The organism is Dehalobacter sp. (assembly GCA_023667845.1).
In the GTDB taxonomy this organism is placed as follows: Bacteria; Bacillota; Desulfitobacteriia; order Desulfitobacteriales; family Syntrophobotulaceae; genus Dehalobacter.
In genome coordinates, this window is record JAMPIU010000039.1 from 29,762 (window position 1) to 45,886 (window position 16,125).

Sequence of the window (16,125 nt, forward strand, 5' to 3'; positions counted from 1 at the left end):
GATGGAAAAGGACACGGCTGGCTTGCCGCGCCATTACCATAAATTTATTACAGAAAGGACAGATATTATGAAAGAGAATTTTGGAATGCGTGTCAGTCTCAGATCAAATTCAGAGGGGGGCGGTGAACAAGTTGGATAAGAACAAGAAAATTATTATTGTTGGAGCTGGCTGCGCGGGGCTTACAACCGCCCACAAGCTGATGAAGGAAGGTTATACCAACTTCGAGATTCTGGAGCGAAATCCCGTTGGCGGCGGACGTATGCTCACCTATAAGGAGAACGGTTATTCTTGTGACCTAGCGGCCCAAGTCGTGCATCCCGGGTATAAGTACGCCAAGAATCTCATCCACGAGCTCGGCATGGATGACCAACTCTGCACGGTAAAATTGAGCCAAATGTTGATTGACGACGGGGAAAAACTAATCCCGACAATACCGACCGGAACCCCGGAACTTGATAAATACAACGCCGAATGGATGGCTAAAATGGGGCCTGAAAACTTCATGAGGCTGGCGGCGGACATAAAGGCGCTCTGTGATAATGAAAAGTACCACGAGGGTTCTGTAGAATGGGGCATACACTTGGACAACAAAGGAAACTTCAGGGACTATATTGTTGACAACTATGGTGAGGGTGTGCTGAAAGGATTTGTCGAGCCCGTACTGTCGGCGATTGGTCTGGTGCATCCGGAGAACACCGGCGTCATATTCGGCTCGATGATAATGTGGACCATGCTGGCTGGCGCAGCGGATGTCCTTGCCAACGGAGTAGGCAGCCTTGCCGAGGCCATTATCAAAAAGTGCGGAGATAAGGTTAAGACGGGCGTCGAGGTACAGGAGATCGTCATCAAAGACGGAAAGGCTGTTGGCGTCAAGACAAAGAGCGGATTTATGCCGGCCGACGCTGTTGTCTGTGCCGCGTCCGCAAATAAAGCCCTAAAGATTCTGCCCAACGCTCCCGAATCAATTCGCTCCGCGCTCTCAAAGGTTACTTACTGTCCGACGATAACCACGCTTCTCTTCCTCGATAGGGACAAGGCGCGGTTTCCATATGACGCCACTGGAGCACTGCTCATGCGGAGCAACGGTAACCCAATGGGTGCAATTTCGCTGTCGTCCTCCAAAACTGAACGCTGCGTCCCGCCCGGAAAAGAGTGTATCCTTATGTGCCTTTATGAGGAAGGGGCAAGGAAGCTTTGGAACGCAAGCGATGAGGAAGTGCTAAATGAGGTTATGCGTTATATGGGTCGCATCATGCCAGAAACCGTAAACGCCATAGAGGGTATTCATACTGCCAGATTTGCTGAAGGGAACTATATCATGGAACCGGGTTGCGCAACAGCGATAAAGTACATGCGCGAGAATCACTACAAGGATGTGGAGGGGTTGTATCTCTGCGGCGAGTATATGTACACCGGTTCCTACGAGTCGGCTATCGCCGCGGGAGGCCGTACCGCCCAAGTAATCATGGGGCAGTTGGAGCACATATAGCTTCGCGGCTTTTAAAAGAAACCCATATAGGCCAGCGGTCAGGCAGGTGCAAAACATTTTGAACTAAACAGCCGGCGCGGTAGAGCGACGGAACAGACAATCCCTTAGCCAAAAGCAAAAATATCAGATACCTTTTTGAGAGCATAGAAAAGGCTTAAAAACAGGTATCTTTTTATTTTGGGTGTGACAAATTTTTGTGACAAAAGTTTTTGCTGAATAGCGAAAACACCAAGGACTGAGGACAATTAGTCCGAAAGTTCATACCCTTGGTGCTATTTCGCTTTTTGTATATGGTATTTTGTTACGGAATTTACGTTACAGTCTGCTGATAACATGATCACGAATGTTTTATACACACTCAAATTCTGCGCCAGGCAGCCTCATGTATTTGGCAGCGGTAGCCAACTGCATCTCGCTGGTGCTAACTCCGATTGCAAACCCCACTGCGTCACGTAAATGGCGTTCGATGCCGGTATCGGGGTTATACCCTGCGCAGCCCCACAACTGAATACAGTCGGAAGTAATTTCACGGGCCGTATCACAGATATACGCTTTAGCAAGGGGTGCGTAAACTACTGCGTCTTTATGGTTCGTTTCAATCATTCTGGTTGCGGCGATTAAGAAAGAGCGGCTCGCTTCTATTTTGCTCTTCATAAGCGCCAGCTTGTACTGGATTGAGCCAAGAGATGCGAGTGGCTGGAAATTTGTAGTGCGATGCTTGAGATATTCTACAGTCTTGTCAAAAGCTGCTCCCATTGCCCCCATAGCAAGAGCGGCACTTGTTACTGCATTTCCTTTCCCCCTAGGTACTGCATCCACCTTTTTCCTATTAATAACAGTGCCCGTTTTGGCTCCAAATTCTTTAGGTACGCGGACGTTATTCAACTCTATCGCACCATACATCGGACTATTTCCCATTTCAGGATTGGGGGTTATTTTCAGACCAGGAGTATTCTTTGCATCCATTGCCCATCTGTGCATATCGCCGTCAACAAGCCCGGTTACCATAAGAACGTCACAGAAAGATGCACCTGATGAAAATACCTTAGTGCCATTTATTACCCACTCGTCTCCTTCGAGCCTCCCGATATCGGCGTGTTCACTATAGTTACACTGTCCCTCGGGACTATTCTCCGCATCCGCAATAATAAGTTCGCCTGAGAGAAGCGCCTCTCCCCATTTGGCGAAAGCGGCAGGTAACTCTAGCGCAAGCAGAAGTGCAAACCCGCCGTTTTCCCCAGTGTGGATAGCTAATCCTCCGTTAACTCTGGCAACCTCTTCAAGGATTATAGTTTGAGCGGTTAATCGCTGCCCATACCCGCCAAGCTCTTCCGGCACAAATATTCTGAGATAACCTTTATCCCCAAACTTCTTGATAAATTCCTTTAATAAAGGATCTGCCGTTTCTGCCTTAAATGATTCTCTGAACCTGGGATCAATGAATTCCTCACAAAATTGTCTAACATTTTTCTTTAGCAGCCACTCCTCTTCCGTATACCCGTAACCTTCCCCGCCGGTTGCTATGCCCGGCATAGCGCCATGTAAATCGGACATTACTCTCTTGCCCCTTTCTCATTCAAATTTGTAAATATGCCTTATAAAAAAATAATAATCATTAGACGTCAACATAAAGACAACAAATAGTAACAGTATTGCACACCACGGGCAGCAGTTCGCTGACACTTTTCATTGGCATTTTTTTAGATCTTGCTAATTTCTTTGATCCCATAACTGGTCAGAAGCATTAAAGACATGGGCGGTCTTGCGCTGAAGCTCATAACACCGGGATACGATGGCATGCCGAACCGGTTAGTACTACTGCCTAATGCCAAGAGAGGTATGGGTTTTTCCTGATCCAGGGTTACCGATCATGACGATGTTTTGTCTATTCTTAATAAAATCACAAGATGCAAGTTCCTGAATATATCCTTCTGAAACATGTTCTAATCTGGTAAAGTCAAATTCGTCCAAAGTCTTCACTACAGGAAATCCGGCTTTTCTGATCCTGCGAAGCTGACCGGCTTCCTGTCTTTGCCTGAGCTCAGCTTTCATCAGTTCACATAAGAATTTATCGTAGCCATCGCCTGGCGAGAGTTGCCTTATGATATTTTCGTAACCGCTGAATGTTGGGGTTCTCAGTTGTTTAGCGTAGAGTTTAATCGTCTCTTTTAAAGGATTGATACTACTCATACCACAGCACCCACACTAAGGAAGCTGTCGTATTTTTCAAACTGTGGTTTTGTTACTTTGACATCCCATCTTGAAGGCATTTTTACCGGTTGAGAAGTCGTCTACTCTGGCAATGAGGTTTCGCCCAGGATCAAATTTAAATTTAGGAAGGTTAGCCATCCTTGCACTTGCGCTCTGCGCCATGACGCCAACGGTTTGCTCTCTGCCTGTGATGTTGTTCTCCCGGTATTTTAGACACCGGCGCAGGATTTCCGCATTTAGCTCCTCGATGGTTGCTACCCGGGGGATGGGAACAAGGATATTGCGTCTTCCCCAGCCGACCAGCCCCTCAACGAGCCCTTTTTCATGTCCGGCTGCGATGTTGCAAAATTCTGCTTTGAAAGCATAGTGAGCGGCTAGAGCAGCATACCTGTACTGTATTCCGGCATGGAAGCCAAAGCCTTCTTTTACTGCTACTTTGGCATTGTCAAAGATCACTTTGCGAGGATCCCCGCCAAAATACTCCAATCCACAGACTTGTCCTTCAAGGAAGCTTTCTTCGTTTTGCCGGTAAAATTCTTGGCAATAGATATCTGAACTGTAACATTCCCGCCTTTTCTTTCATTTCTAAAATTAGACTCCGCTTTAAATAAGGTTTAAATCCATTAGCTAATGCCCGTACGCCCCTTGATAATGCTTCACGCAGAAATAAATATCGTAGGCGTCTTTAGGTTTTCCTCTGCCTAACGCTGCAGTTTTCATAACTAAAAAGGGAATTATGGAAACAACCCTAGCTGTACCGGAATCACCCGCCCCATCGGGGCGTTTCGCTTCTAATACAATTTCTGTTGCCCCTACTTCAAAAGCAAAATTACCACCTTTAGCTTTTAATGCTTTTAATCCTTGAATATGTTGACCTCTTTTGCTTTCATTTGTACCACCATACAAAAAGGCGAGTATATCTAAGTCAACCTCATAAGTTTGGGCTTCGTCAAACCCTTCCTTACCTGTGCCTCCACTGACAATGATATATTGAAAATATTTGTCTTTATAGAGTTCTGCGGCTTTATCTAATCTGCCCTGCAATCTTTGTGACGGAGTTCCATCCAATTCAACCTTATTTCCTAAAACGATCCCAACATCACACTGACCCAGGTTATCGACTAATCCATCAATCGTGATCAAAATAGTATGTGATAGAAACCATAGTAGACCGGCAATTATTATTACTTTTAAAAACCTCTTCAGCATCATTTACCTCTCTGCAAAGAATTCTCCGAAAAAACGGTGTCCCCTAAAGCCTGATAATAAATCCGGTCTTTTTCCCCCTTTCAAATCCTACTTTTTCATAGAATTTAAGAGCTTCCTCGCCCCTGCCCGACATCAGCATCACTTTATAGCAGCCTTCTCCCTGCGCAATTTCCAGTGCTTTTTTCAGCAACCTTGTACCATATCCTTTATTGCGATAACCCTCGTACGTAACGACATTTTCGATCAATCCATACGGCTTTGCTCCCCTTGTCAGATTATTAACAATCACAAGGACACCATCTTCTTCATGGGTGCAAATGTTATTCCATCCTTCGTAGCTTGTTGTCCTGTTACTTCAAACCCAAGTTTTTTATATATTTCAACTGCATATGGCGACGAATTTACACTTATCTCGCCAATCTCTGATTTTTTCTGAACACACTTCTTTAAAGCTTCTGAAAAAAGGGCTTTGGCAATTCCCCTGCCGTGATATGCTTTATTAACAAAAAGCAGGCTGATATGACTATGGTCCCTCATCGCTATGACGCCTACAAGTTCTTCGCCGTCAAAACAGCCTGATATAAAAAATCTTCCGCTTTCCAGTAATATTTTAAGTTCTTCCGGCTGTATGAATTTTCTAAATGTATCAATCCCCTCCTGAGAATAGCCAGGCGCGACATATTGTGAAAAAACAATCCATATAAGGCTTGAAGCCTCGGCTAAATTATCGGGTTTTAATTCTCTGATTTCCATCTCTGTTCCTTTAACCTGCTCCCTTATATCGTTTATAATTGGTTAAATAACCCAAGGTTATAACTGGAAATTTATTTCTAATATAACATGGTGTGTAACCAACTTCCATGTTTTTTATGATCATTTTGTTTGTTTATAAAAATTCTCTGATTTCAGTCCAAATCTTACTCAATAATACAAAAAAGACGCTGTTTGAATCTGGCATCTCCTTGACGGCAGGCCATATTTCTAAAAAGCATCTATAATGATAAATTAACTCTCAAATCAGTATCTGTAAGTAATCCCGGATTGAAAGCATTAACGGTAATCTGTTTTCATATGAATCGCCTTTCATTGAGTACGTAGACAGGTACAGACAAGCCCTGATTATTAGGGCTTCGTACTACATTACTTTTCCCCGTCTAGCTCCCGGTTAATTCTTTCCTCAATTTCCTGATCGGTCAGATCATACGCGTCCATCAATTCCCTGGCCCTTTGTCTTTGTTCATAGTAGTAGGCGCGTTTTCTCCGCCTGAGTTCTGAGATATCACTGCCCCTATCATCGGTCCAGTCAATGTTCCGTCGACCTCTGATCGCTTTAAAGAAAAAATACGAAAGCGACGCTGTGACGACCAGCATCAAAAGCGCCGTTAACGGACTTCCAAAACCAAAACCTACGATCATGATTAACCTCCACCCATAAATCACCATGATTGTATCACAATGGCAATTTATTTCGTATAATACCTTAGCATGGTCAACGCTATATCTTCTTTCTTTATCTTATCATATTTCTGTTGAGTTTTAATGCTCCAAATCAGGTACCCGGTACGAATTAATTGAGGGAGATCAACATGAGTAATATGTTGTTTACCAACCATATATCTTTGGCAGCAGCTGCAAACGATCCGCGTTATTTTTCTATGGCCAGAGGGAATTACGGTAATCCCCGGACAGTTTCATTCCCGTATCCCCACACGGGACAGACAGGACAGCCAAGGGCCGTACTTCCGGCGGCATTTTTACCTGGTACCGTTCTACCGGCTGCAAATCTGCCAGGTACACTTCCGCCGGGCTCGGTTCTGCGAAGTCCTGTTTCCCCCTCTTCTATTCTTCCAGTTTCTTATCAAAACGGCTATCCGATGCTTGCTGCCCCGCAGATGACTGTCTCTGCAAATAATCTGAATAAGATCCTAATCGCCATTTTACTTCTTGTTTCCCTGGACTTGGTGTTTGTCCGGCCGGGCCGCTCTTTGCCTTCCATGGCATCGCGGCACTAGGCCGTCCATGGCCGTCGCCGCTCTTTGCCCTCCATGGCATCGCGGCACTAGGCCGTCCGTGGCCGTCGCCGAGCCTTGTCTTTCGTGACCATCCGTCTAGGGATTTGTTCTTTCTTTAGGCTGTTTTCCCTTCGTTTGTTTATCCTTAGGCTGCCTGATTCGGTCCTTTGGTTTGAAGATACTCGGTCTAAGGTTGTTAATCGGGACCGGATTACGTATCAGGATTGTGGACAGCGCCTTGATATCCATTGGAATCAATGGCCAGAGATACGGTACACCAAAAGAATTGGTCCGCAGCAGAACAAATAAAACAAGCAAAACGCCCGCTCCAAATCCCCAGAAATTAAACAGCCCGGCAGCCAGGACAAGGAATAGGCGGACAAGCCTGTTAGCCTGAGCCAGTTCATAACTTGGTGTCGCAAATGTCCCGACTGCCGCAATAGCGGTATACATCACAACCTCCGGTGTAAACAGCCCGACCTGTATCGCCACATCACCCATCATGAACACCGCGATTAAACCCAGGGCTGTAGCCAGAGGCGAAGGGGTATGAATCGCCGCCATCCGCAGCATATCGATTGACAATTCTCCCATTAGCACCTGAAACAACAAAGGAATTCTAGCCGGTTCTTGTACTCCGATAAATTTAAGTCCCTCGGGAAGCAGCTGCGGATTCAAAGCGGCAGCGAGCCAAAGCGGCGTAAGAAATACGGACAGAAATATCGCGATAAACCTGACCCACCGCAAATACATACCCACAACCGGCTCTTGGCGGTATTCTTCCGCATGCTGGACATGGTGCCAGAACGTACACGGCGCGATGATAATACTCGGAGAAGTGTCGACCATCACAATAACATTGCCTTCAAGCAAATGTATTGCTGCCACATCAGGTCTTTCCGTGTACCTGACCCTCGGAAACGGATTCCAGAATTTGCTTCCTAGAATAAATTCCTCAACTGTTTTTTCCGCCATAGGAATCCCGTCTATTTTTATATTTTTAATTTCTTTTTCAATGTATTCCACCATTTTAGGATTCGTAATATCTTCGATATAAGCAATGCAAACATCCGTTTTGGAACGGCTGCCTGCTTTCACGAGCTTCATCCGCAATCCCGGATCACGCAGGCGGCGACGAATCAGGATGGTATTAAAAACCAACGTCTCCGTGAAACCATCACGTGAACCCCTCGTTACCCGCTCAATATCCGGTTCCTGAGGCATGCGGCCCGGGTAAGTCCTGAGATCCACAATGATAGCCTGCGTTCTTCCCTCAATCAGTATCGCCATTGTTCCGGATAATAGAAAGTAGATGACTTCATCCATGGCTTCGACTTCCGAAACCTGCAGATCAACTATTTTGGACTTTACAAGCTTGTCTACCGCATTCACGGCGAGTTCCACGCGTTCGATCTGCGAAAGCACTTGCAGGATCATATTGCTGGCAGGTCTGCTGATCATTCCATTAACGGAATAGATTGCAATCTTTTTACCGCCGATGTTCATTTCCCGAAGTACAATGTCAAAGCTTTCAGGTACACCGAGTTTTTGATTCAAATAAGTGACGTTTTCCTGATAGTTTTTGGAAATGCTCATTGTCGTTTCTGCTGTTGAGCTCATATCATCAACCTTTCGGATTAAATACAATTGCTGTCAGATATCCGAACAATACCGCAACGGCAATTCCTGTTGCACCGGTCTGAACACCGCCGGCCAGAACCCCAAGTATGCCGCCGCTTTGTGCTCCTTCGATCGCACCTTTGACCAGCGTATATCCAAAACCGGAAAGCGGTACGGTTGCACCGGCACCTCCGATTTTGACCAGAGGTTCATAAAGCCCCAGTCCGCCAAGAATAACTCCACCGGTCACGTACCCGACCAGTACATGTGCCGGCGTGATTTTGGCTTTCGTCAAATCCATCAGCAGCTGTCCGGCGACGCACAGAAGTCCGCCAACCAGAAAAGCAGGTAAAATGTTATTCAGCATCCAAAGACCTCCCTTAACTCATTTCAATCGACACAGCATGACCAATTGCCGGCATGGATTCACCCTGTTGGGATGATACAGAACTATGAAGGCTTCCGCTTCCGACAAACAAGATCTTTTGCAGTTCACGGCTATTCAATTTATTCAGGAGATACCCTGTCAGCACGACCGCGGAACAGCCGCACCCGCTCCCGCCGGCATGTGTATCCTGTTCGCTGCTGTAAATCATCACGCCGCAATCTGAGAAGTTATTGGACAGCTGCAGGCCGCTTCGTTTCAAAACCTCAAGCAAAAGCTGAAACCCGACCATCCCAAGATCTCCGGTAATAATCATGTCATAGTAATCCGGCTGACGACTGAGGTCCTGAAAATGATTCAGGATGGTGTCGGCAACAGCAGGCACCATGGCCGCACCCATATTATTGGTATCGGTCTCACCGTAGTCTAAGACCCGGCCAAGCGTTGCACTTGTGATTTTGGGTCCTTCTCCTTGATCAGCCAGAAGGATGCTCCCTGCTCCTGTTACCGTCCACTGGGCATACATTGCTCTCTGGTTACCCTGCTCATTTGGGAAACGGTATTGTCTCTCTGCTGTCTCATGATGACTGGATGCACTGCAAAGTACTTTAGACGCGAACCCGCCGTCGATCAGCATTGCACCAAGGGCCGTGGAAAGCGCCATCGTCGAGCAAGCGCCATAGAGGCCGATAAACGGAAGACCGATTTGTCTGGCAGCATAGTTCGACGAAATAATCTGGTTCAGCAGATCCCCCGCCAGGTTATAATCCACAGAATTTAGCGGGACATTTGCTTTGGCCGCAGCTCTCGTCATGGAAGTTTGCAGCATTTTCATCTCCGTTTTCTCCCATGTCTTTTCATGCCCATAACTGTCTTTTAAGACCAGGTCAAAAGTATCTTTTAGCGGACCCTGTCCTTCCTTGGGGCCGACAACGTTATACCCTGCCAGAATAACCGGCGGCTGCCTAAATACAACTGTCTGATTGCCTGCTCTTTTGGAATGCAACATTTTTCCTTCTTCCTCCGTGTTTATCTGATTAATAAATAGATCAAGCCGACAATGATTGAACTTGTAATTCCATAAACCAAAACTGGGCCGGCAATCGTAAAAAGCTTCCCGCCTACACCGAACACATAACCTTCTCTCTTATATTCAAGTGCCGGTGAAACCATCGAATTTGCAAAACCGGTCACGGGAATGATCCCTCCGGCTCCCCCGTATTTGACAATCGTGTCATAAACACCGAGACCGGTCAAAATAGCCCCTATTATTATCAGCGTCGCTGTTCCTGCTGTCTGAGCAGCTGTTTTAGCCAGCCCGATGTAATTCATGTAAAAATTGACAATCATCTGACCAAAGCTGCAGATGATTCCGCCGACAACAAATGCTGACAGCACATTTTTCAAAACCGTTGGTTTTGGCGAAAACTTTTCTGTTAATTGTTTATATTCCTCCTGGGTCACCGCAACGGATGGAGGACGGAGTTTTGATTCCGACAATGATTTTCACCCCTTTTTTTGATTAATAATTCCCGATTTTTCGCTAAGAAATTCAGGTATTGTCAATTGTTTTATTTGTTTATCAACTTTATACCAGAATCAGTCAATAATTTCAGAACCAAGCACGAAGGAAATATTTGGGTGATGTCGAAGATAGATTTAACGACTTGTAATAAGGAGCGTGGCATCCATGAAAAAAAGAATTGAACGACAAACCCTGCATTTATATCTTGAAGGCGAACTCGATATGAAGAATGCCAGTGAATTAAAAAGCGTGATTGACCTGGATATAGAGAAAAAAGGAGTCAGGACGGTGATCCTGCATCTGGATGATCTCCGTTTCATTGACAGTTCCGGTCTAGGGGTTATCTTGGGACGATATAAAAAACTGCTTCCTCTTGAAGGAAAACTTAAAATTGCCAATGCTCCGCCGCATATTTACCGGATCATGGAACTGTCGGGGCTTCCCAAAATTATAGAATTTTTACCAAAAGAACCTGCCGTATAAATGAATTTAGAGTTGAAAGGAGAATAATCAATGGAAGTCAATAAAATAATTCTGACATTCTCGAGTCTGCCGCAGAATGTAACAATCGCCCGCATGCTGGCCTCTTCGCTTGGAGCCCAAATGGATTTGGCCTTAAGCGAGCTTGAAGAACTGAAAGTCGCTGTCTCTGAAGCAGTTTCCAATGCAATCATTCATGCTTACAGCAATGCACCTGATCAATTTGTCACGTTAGAGCTGGAGGCAGATGAAACGAAGATCTCCATACAGGTAACCGATAACGGCTGCGGTATCCCCGATGTGAATCAGGCCATGCAAGCTTCTTATTCTACGGACCCTGACAGAATGGGACTTGGTTTTATCTTTATGCAGTCCTTCATGGATGAACTGCGGGTTGAATCTGAAGTTAACAAAGGAACCAAAGTATTGATGGTGAAATACTTAAGCCACAACCGTCCGTCCTCTCATTAAGAGGGGGTGTGAAAATGATTCAACGACTTTCAGATATGAACCTGCCCCGTTTTCCCCTGCTCTCCGAACAAGAATTGATGGAGCTTTTGCACAAAGCCCAAAATGGCGACATCGATGCCCGGGAGCGTTTGGTCAATTGTAATTTGAAGCTCATTTTTAATATGATCCAGCGTTTTTCCCACAGGGGATATGATCTGGAGGATCTCTTTCAGATCGGCACCATTGGCCTAATCAAAGCCATCGATAAATTTGATTTCTCGTACGGTGTTAAATTTTCTACGTACGCCGTACCGATGATCATTGGAGAAATCCGAAGATTTTTAAGAGATGACCATCCGATTAAAGTTCCACGTTCTTATAAAGAGCTGGTTTACAAAATCAACCGTTCCCGAGAAAAGCTTTCTTCGGAATTAAATAGAGAACCCACGCTGAACGAAATTGCAGAAGATATTGGCACCCCGAGCGAAGATATTATACTCGCCATCGAAGCAGTGCAAAGCCCGTCGTCGATACATGATACGCTTTATCAGGACGATTCCGATCCTATTTATGTGATTGATCAAATTCCGCAGGAGAAGGATGCCGATCCGGGATGGTTTGAAAAAATTGCCTTGCAGGAAGTTCTCGATAAACTGCCCGGAAGGGAGAAAGAGGTTCTGTATCAGCGATTCTTTGAGGACAGAACGCAAAATGAAATTGCTAAAGTCATGAACCTCTCCCAAGTCCAGATTTCCAGGATCGAACGCGCGGCCTTACTCCATTTAAAGCAGATTCTGAACGACAGTCCTTCTGAATACGAGTAGATCGCTTTGTAAATCCCGTTAACAACAAAGATAAAGTGGCTTTGCTCGGATTCGTCTGAAGATAATGGAAGCAACGTTACTTTGGAATCGAGCTACTAGTTGGCATAGATCGGCGGGGTCATGCTGTAGGACTGCCGGACCGTACGCTTGAACATCTCCAGCAGTCCTGCTTTTCCAACTGCTTCTCCAGCTACAAGCTTTATGCTGGCTGCTTCTTTCTGGCCGCAATAAATGATCATCTCTCCGAGCTGCTGTCCCTTGGCAATTGGTGCGGATACCGGGTTTGCAAAATACCTGGTTTCAATCCGGCATTCTTTCTCCTTCCCTTTTTCAACACACAAGCCGACAGCTTCCTGACTGACAAGGTCAACTGTTTGCAGCTTCCCTTTATGAACAATGACTTCTCCCTGTTTGGAACCGGCAGGGGCAAATTCTTTATAAACATAATTGGCAAAACCATAATTGTACATCTTCATAGACTCCTGAAAATGGCCTCTGACCTGCGGGACTCCCATGACAACACAGATCAGTCTCAGGCCATCTCTTTTTACGGTTGAGGCCAAGCAGTATTTCGCTTCCTGCGTCCAGCCGGTCTTAAATCCATCGGTTCCCTCATACCACCATAAAAGTTTATTGGTGTTCCATAATTTAAAATCGCCGTTGCGCAGTTCATATTCCTTCATGGATGTCAGCTGTGATACCAGCTGGTATTTGAGTGCTTCCCTGCCTAAAATCGCCAGATCATAGGCACTCGTGTAATGCCCCTCAGCCGGCAGTCCGTATGCGTTGGCAAAATGGGTATTCTTAAGTCCTAATTCCTTGGCCTTTCTGTTCATCGAATCCACGAATTCCTCATGGGTTCCTGAGATATGTTCCGCAACAGCCACGCAGGCATCATTTGCCGACCCTACTGCGATCGAGATCAAGAGTTCTTTCAGGGTGAACTTCTCTCCTGGTTCAAGATATATTTGCGATCCGCCGAGAGAAGAGGCATTCTCACTCGCCGTCACCGTGTCGGTCAGTTTGACTTTGCCCTCTTCGACAGCTTCTGCTGCCAGCAGCATTGTCATCAGCTTCGTAACGCTTGCCGGAGGCAGTTCCTTGTGAGCATTCTTTTCATAAAGAATTTTGCCCGTTGCCGCATCCATAAGAATGGCACTTTCAGCAGATGTCTCAATATTTGCGGCCTTTACCGGCGCCGCAATCCATCCGAGCAAACATGCCGCGGCCAGAACCACTGTCAGCATCCGTAAACAAAATTTAGGCATACTAAAACCTCCCAAGCTAAATTGTGTTTGTTGTTTTAGTATGCCCTTATAAAATTAAATCATGTTATGTTTCCAATATTCTTCAGATTGGATTAAATCCTCTGATTAGATTAACTCCTCTGATGCTTTCCCGGTACTTTACTAACCTTCCAGCCGTGCCAATAACAAGGATTCAGATACGCAAATGGTCTTGGATAGGTTTTATGTTTCAAAACGCAACCGCGAACCACTTCGATTTCATTCTCCACACACGCTGCGTCAAGTTCAGGTGTCCAATTCTGTTCCTGAAACCAGATTGCTTTGGCCTCGCATTCCACAGTTTTCCTGACAATGTCCTGAATCAGCTCCGCCCTAAGGCACGGAACCACAACATCAACTCTACCCTGAAGTGCGCTTAAATCCGGATAAACCCTGCTCCCTTCAAATGTTTTTAGATCCGGAGCAACCAGGTAGACCCTGCAGCCAAAGTACTTAAGACAATGGGCTGCTTTCCAAGCATGCTTATGCTTCAGAAAACGGTCTGAACTGGCATAGACAGCATACCGCATACTTGTATCCAGACTGCCGGAAAACGCATAGATCGTCTTGGCTTCTTTCATCGGTTTCACTCCAGTCAGCGTCAGTATCGGGTTAGACCCCACGCATGAGTGTAATGTTTACAAATGATTGATCAACAGGTATATAAAGAACCGTTAAATAGCTGTATTTAAGAATAGTCTATGAGATGCGCATTTAAAAATTGCCTGAAGACACAAAAAGACCTAAACCTTTTACCGTTCAAGTCTTTATTTTTTCTAAGTCTTTATTTCGTTCAGGTCATATTAAGTTTTTCAGGTGATATTGAAATTCTCAGAACGTAATCTCCACCGGGTCTGCGGTAAAGGAATAAATCGCTGCTGCGGCTTGCGTAAAGTACAGAACCTCACAAAGCCCGTCATCGCACTTGTACATATTTCTTAAACTTGGATTGGCTTCGAACATCGCTTCACGTGCTTCAGGGCGCGGATCAACGGCAACTTCCCCGACGAGACGGATCCATTTGTCTCCAACCATTCCGGAAATTTCAACTTTCGGGTTCTTAAGCAATTGTGCAAAGACATTTTTCTGATTATTGGTGCAAATGTACGTTTTCCCGTCATACTCTGCGACGGCGCCGAATGGACGGACATGCGGCTGATCACCGTCTACTGTAGCAAGGTAAAATGTCTTGGCGTCAGCCAGAAACTGGGCAATTGGATTCATGATCTTGACTCCTTTCAGAATAACACGTTATAATTGTGACATATCATCATAATAACAGATATCCAATATCGAACAAGTACGATTATTTTCTATTCTAAGTATTCAAATAGATACTATACATACTATAGATACTATGGACACTAACCATGATATTACAAGAAGTGGAGCAAAAAAATGGAACAAGAAATCAATTTGTTTGGCAAATGTCCGTACTTTACCGCCCAAAAAATTTTTTCCGGAAAATGGTCCATTCTGATTATTAACCATCTCAGAGAAAAGACCCATCGCTTTGGTGAATTGCAGCGCAAGATCCCGGGTATCACCCAGGCCACACTGACCAAACAGTTGAGATTTCTCGAAGAGTTCGGTATGATTGACCGCTATGTTTATCCGGAAGTACCGCCAAAAGTCGAGTATTCCCTTAGTAAGATCGGCCAGGAATTTATTCCGGTATTAGAGCAGTTTGAAATTTTCGGCAATAAGTTCATCGCCCAGATGTCCGAATATAACGGTCATTTTACCGGATCACTGTCGAAACCGTCGGTTTAAGCAGCGGCTTTTCTTCGCCAATGGTAATCGCCTCTGCAGCCTTTGCCAATCCAAGCGAACTTTTTTCGGCAGAAGAAGTATAAAGCATGCATAATGGTTCACCGCCTTGCACTGCGTCACCGGCCTTTTTCAACAGATAAACGCCTGCGCCAAGGTCGATCTCACTGTCTTTGTTTTCCCGGCCGGCTCCAAGAACCATGGCTAGAAGTCCAATCTTCCGAGCATCAATATGCTGAATATAACCTGCTCTTTCGGCTTTATAAACGATTTTCTCTGAAGCCAGGGGCAGGTTTTTGGCATGCAGCACGGCCGTATTGCCTCCCTGGGCTTGAACAAACGCCAAAAACTTCTCCCAGGCTCTGCCGCTCTGCAGTGTATCTTTCAGGATCTCTCCAGCTTCCGTGGTTGTAGCGGCTTTCTTCCCGAGCACAAGCATCCAGCTTGCCAGTTCCAAACACACTTCCATTAAATCATCAGGTCCTTTGCCCTGCAGACACTCAATCGCCTCGAGAACTTCAATACCATTGCCGACGGCCCTCCCGAGCGGCTGATCCATCCTGCTCAGCACCGCTACCATATCTCTGCCCAGATTTTTACCGATCCCAACCATGATTTCCGCCAGTGTTTCGGCTTCTTCCAAAGTCGCCATAAAGGCACCTGAACCGTATTTTACATCCAGCACAACTCCCTGGGCGCCCGCAGCAATTTTTTTGCTCATGATCGAAGAAGCGATCATCGGAATCGAATCGATGGTTGCCGTAACATCCCGTAAGGCATAGAGTTTTTTATCTGCTGGAACCATCCTTCCGGTCTGAGCGATAACCGCTAAGCCGATCCTGCCGACCTGCTGCAGGAATTCC

At 45.7% G+C, this 16,125-nt stretch carries 21 protein-coding genes; 6 read left to right on the top strand and 15 right to left on the bottom strand.

The annotated features are described in order from the left end of the window. Window positions 1-131: 131 nt before the first annotated feature. Entirely contained in the window at window positions 132-1,490 is a 1,359-nt protein-coding gene (locus NC238_01925) for an FAD-dependent oxidoreductase (GenBank protein ID MCM1564715.1), read from the top strand. Between the two features lie 348 nt (window positions 1,491-1,838). On the opposite strand, the gene NC238_01930 is transcribed toward NC238_01925, so the two are convergent. From NC238_01930 to NC238_01960, 7 genes are all read right to left on the bottom strand, one after another. Next, the gene (locus NC238_01930; GenBank protein MCM1564716.1) at window positions 1,839-3,044 is read right to left on the bottom strand and encodes an acyl-CoA/acyl-ACP dehydrogenase; all 1,206 of its coding nucleotides are present in this window, start codon (window positions 3,042-3,044) and stop codon (window positions 1,839-1,841) included. A 261-nt stretch (window positions 3,045-3,305) separates the two neighbouring features. Beyond that, window positions 3,306-3,680: an ATP-binding protein gene (locus tag NC238_01935; protein MCM1564717.1), complete on the bottom strand. Its 375-nt coding sequence runs from the start codon at window positions 3,678-3,680 to the stop codon at window positions 3,306-3,308. Between the two features lie 36 nt (window positions 3,681-3,716). Continuing rightward, entirely contained in the window at window positions 3,717-4,157 is a 441-nt protein-coding gene (locus NC238_01940; protein MCM1564718.1) for a hypothetical protein, read from the bottom strand. A gap of 171 nt (window positions 4,158-4,328) precedes the next feature. Continuing rightward, complete coding sequence (locus NC238_01945; GenBank protein ID MCM1564719.1) at window positions 4,329-4,913, bottom strand: YdcF family protein; 585 nt, start codon at window positions 4,911-4,913, stop codon at window positions 4,329-4,331. A gap of 40 nt (window positions 4,914-4,953) precedes the next feature. Next, window positions 4,954-5,199 (bottom strand): GNAT family N-acetyltransferase, encoded by a 246-nt coding sequence (locus tag NC238_01950; GenBank protein ID MCM1564720.1) that lies wholly within the window; start codon window positions 5,197-5,199, stop codon window positions 4,954-4,956. Beyond that, complete coding sequence (locus NC238_01955) at window positions 5,196-5,663, bottom strand: GNAT family N-acetyltransferase (GenBank protein MCM1564721.1); 468 nt, start codon at window positions 5,661-5,663, stop codon at window positions 5,196-5,198. Before NC238_01955 ends, NC238_01950 begins: the two co-directional genes overlap by 4 nt. Window positions 5,664-6,050: 387 nt before the next feature. Continuing rightward, complete coding sequence (locus NC238_01960) at window positions 6,051-6,326, bottom strand: hypothetical protein (GenBank protein ID MCM1564722.1); 276 nt, start codon at window positions 6,324-6,326, stop codon at window positions 6,051-6,053. Window positions 6,327-6,496: 170 nt separating this feature from the next. Here NC238_01960 and NC238_01965 point away from each other — a divergent pair, with 170 nt between their 5' ends. Continuing rightward, complete coding sequence (locus NC238_01965) at window positions 6,497-6,922, top strand: hypothetical protein (GenBank protein ID MCM1564723.1); 426 nt, start codon at window positions 6,497-6,499, stop codon at window positions 6,920-6,922. Between the two features lie 96 nt (window positions 6,923-7,018). Here the strand turns inward: NC238_01965 and NC238_01970 are convergent, their stop codons facing one another. The 4 genes from NC238_01970 to spoVAC are packed head-to-tail and all read right to left on the bottom strand — an operon-like array spanning window position 7,019 to window position 10,427. Next, window positions 7,019-8,542: a spore germination protein gene (locus NC238_01970; GenBank protein MCM1564724.1), complete on the bottom strand. Its 1,524-nt coding sequence runs from the start codon at window positions 8,540-8,542 to the stop codon at window positions 7,019-7,021. Between the two features lie 4 nt (window positions 8,543-8,546). Next, window positions 8,547-8,909 (bottom strand): stage V sporulation protein AE, encoded by a 363-nt coding sequence (gene spoVAE / locus NC238_01975; GenBank protein ID MCM1564725.1) that lies wholly within the window; start codon window positions 8,907-8,909, stop codon window positions 8,547-8,549. 13 nt (window positions 8,910-8,922) lie between these two features. Then, a complete protein-coding gene (gene spoVAD, locus NC238_01980; protein MCM1564726.1) occupies window positions 8,923-9,933 on the bottom strand; it encodes a stage V sporulation protein AD in 1,011 nt (336 codons plus the stop codon). Window positions 9,934-9,956: 23 nt separating this feature from the next. Next, window positions 9,957-10,427 (bottom strand): stage V sporulation protein AC, encoded by a 471-nt coding sequence (spoVAC, locus tag NC238_01985; GenBank protein ID MCM1564727.1) that lies wholly within the window; start codon window positions 10,425-10,427, stop codon window positions 9,957-9,959. Window positions 10,428-10,617: 190 nt separating this feature from the next. Between spoVAC and NC238_01990 the strand changes: the two genes are divergently transcribed. The 3 genes from NC238_01990 to sigF are packed head-to-tail and all read left to right on the top strand — an operon-like array spanning window position 10,618 to window position 12,206. Further along, window positions 10,618-10,935: an anti-sigma factor antagonist gene (locus NC238_01990; protein MCM1564728.1), complete on the top strand. Its 318-nt coding sequence runs from the start codon at window positions 10,618-10,620 to the stop codon at window positions 10,933-10,935. Between the two features lie 30 nt (window positions 10,936-10,965). Continuing rightward, window positions 10,966-11,403 (top strand): anti-sigma F factor, encoded by a 438-nt coding sequence (gene spoIIAB, locus NC238_01995; protein MCM1564729.1) that lies wholly within the window; start codon window positions 10,966-10,968, stop codon window positions 11,401-11,403. A gap of 14 nt (window positions 11,404-11,417) precedes the next feature. Next, the gene (gene sigF / locus NC238_02000; GenBank protein ID MCM1564730.1) at window positions 11,418-12,206 is read left to right on the top strand and encodes an RNA polymerase sporulation sigma factor SigF; all 789 of its coding nucleotides are present in this window, start codon (window positions 11,418-11,420) and stop codon (window positions 12,204-12,206) included. Window positions 12,207-12,301: 95 nt separating this feature from the next. Here the strand turns inward: sigF and NC238_02005 are convergent, their stop codons facing one another. From NC238_02005 to NC238_02015, 3 genes are all read right to left on the bottom strand, one after another. Further along, complete coding sequence (locus tag NC238_02005; GenBank protein MCM1564731.1) at window positions 12,302-13,474, bottom strand: D-alanyl-D-alanine carboxypeptidase; 1,173 nt, start codon at window positions 13,472-13,474, stop codon at window positions 12,302-12,304. Between the two features lie 110 nt (window positions 13,475-13,584). Beyond that, window positions 13,585-14,073: a CoA-binding protein gene (locus NC238_02010; GenBank protein MCM1564732.1), complete on the bottom strand. Its 489-nt coding sequence runs from the start codon at window positions 14,071-14,073 to the stop codon at window positions 13,585-13,587. Window positions 14,074-14,323: 250 nt separating this feature from the next. After that, the gene (locus tag NC238_02015; GenBank protein ID MCM1564733.1) at window positions 14,324-14,716 is read right to left on the bottom strand and encodes a pyridoxamine 5'-phosphate oxidase family protein; all 393 of its coding nucleotides are present in this window, start codon (window positions 14,714-14,716) and stop codon (window positions 14,324-14,326) included. Window positions 14,717-14,890: 174 nt separating this feature from the next. On the opposite strand from NC238_02015, the gene NC238_02020 reads away from it, so the two are divergent. Next, a complete protein-coding gene (locus NC238_02020; GenBank protein MCM1564734.1) occupies window positions 14,891-15,265 on the top strand; it encodes a helix-turn-helix transcriptional regulator in 375 nt (124 codons plus the stop codon). Here the strand turns inward: NC238_02020 and NC238_02025 are convergent. Next, window positions 15,234-16,125: thymidine phosphorylase (locus NC238_02025; protein MCM1564735.1), on the bottom strand; the 892-nt coding region annotated here is incomplete at its 5' end. The genes NC238_02020 and NC238_02025 overlap by 32 nt on opposite strands.